Raw genomic sequence first — 1,044 nt, 5'->3', positions numbered from 1 at the left:
ATATGCCACTGAAGCTCTATAACTGGCATAGCTAATCATGTTAATTACCTATTCTGAAATACTTAAATTGATTGGCAAACGTTTACATGAGCTGGAACACCCATAAAACAAACGAGATAAGACCAATAAAACAACTATTTATATTAATTTTTTTATAATAATCACGTTAGTAACCAGATAGAGGAACCTGGTGAAATAACAACAAATATTGCTCAAAAGTTGCTATTTTAATTTATTAACCGATTTATAAATGAAACTAACCCTTTTTAATTTTTATTAAAAGCTTCGCATGTACTGACATAAGCAACATGTGAACTAAAGTCACATAATTCGAAGTTAAAACTAAAACATCATGAAAAACTCTGTGTAGACTACCGAATATTAAGTTAGAAGAACTTAGTTTGTTAACGCACGGTAAAATATAAATGGAAACTAGAGTTAGTGAGTCTATTTCCGATATCAAACCTCTTGATGTCGAATTATTAGGCAAGCCTATTCATATCATTCGAGATAAGCTTGAAAATTTAATTTCAGAATCTTGTTCAAGCCTAACGAATGAATTGCAAAATTGGCTCAGTACAAACTAAGTGGAAGCTAGCTTAACCTCCGTAGACCTGCATCGATTCTCTCCTGCAATGATGGACAAAGATCAGACATCCACCCATAAGCACCAAGAAGGTGGCATGGTATTTGTTCACGGTGATACTCAGACTCTCGTTAAATTAGCAGACCGTTTTTATGGCGCTAATACAGAGCGTTCAGTCGCAACACTGACTGCCAGTGATCTTCGCCTACAAGAAAGAATCAGCCGCATTATTATCGGTTGGCTAGCACCGCAAGACATGTGGGAAGCATGTGAGTATGAAGCTCCACGCGGCATAGGCTTATGTGTCCAATTAAATATCACCTTTGAAGGTTATCAAGGGTCGATGTACTTAAAACTGGACACGCATCTGATCCAAACCTTGATTGAACAGCTTGAGCTGCAATCAGACGTGGATTTGTATGAACCTTTTTGTCGTTCCCTAGAATCAACGCCAGTTC

General features: G+C 37.0%; 1 pseudogene. It reads left to right on the top strand.

Annotation, left to right across the window (positions count from 1 at the left end):
• Positions 1–425 precede the first annotated feature (425 nt).
• Positions 426–1,044, top strand: a pseudogene (locus R8269_RS26185) (flagellar motor switch protein FliM); the annotation flags it as partial.

This window comes from Vibrio sp. Vb0667, from assembly GCF_033391095.1.
This window is presented reverse-complemented; position numbering and strand designations above follow the sequence as displayed.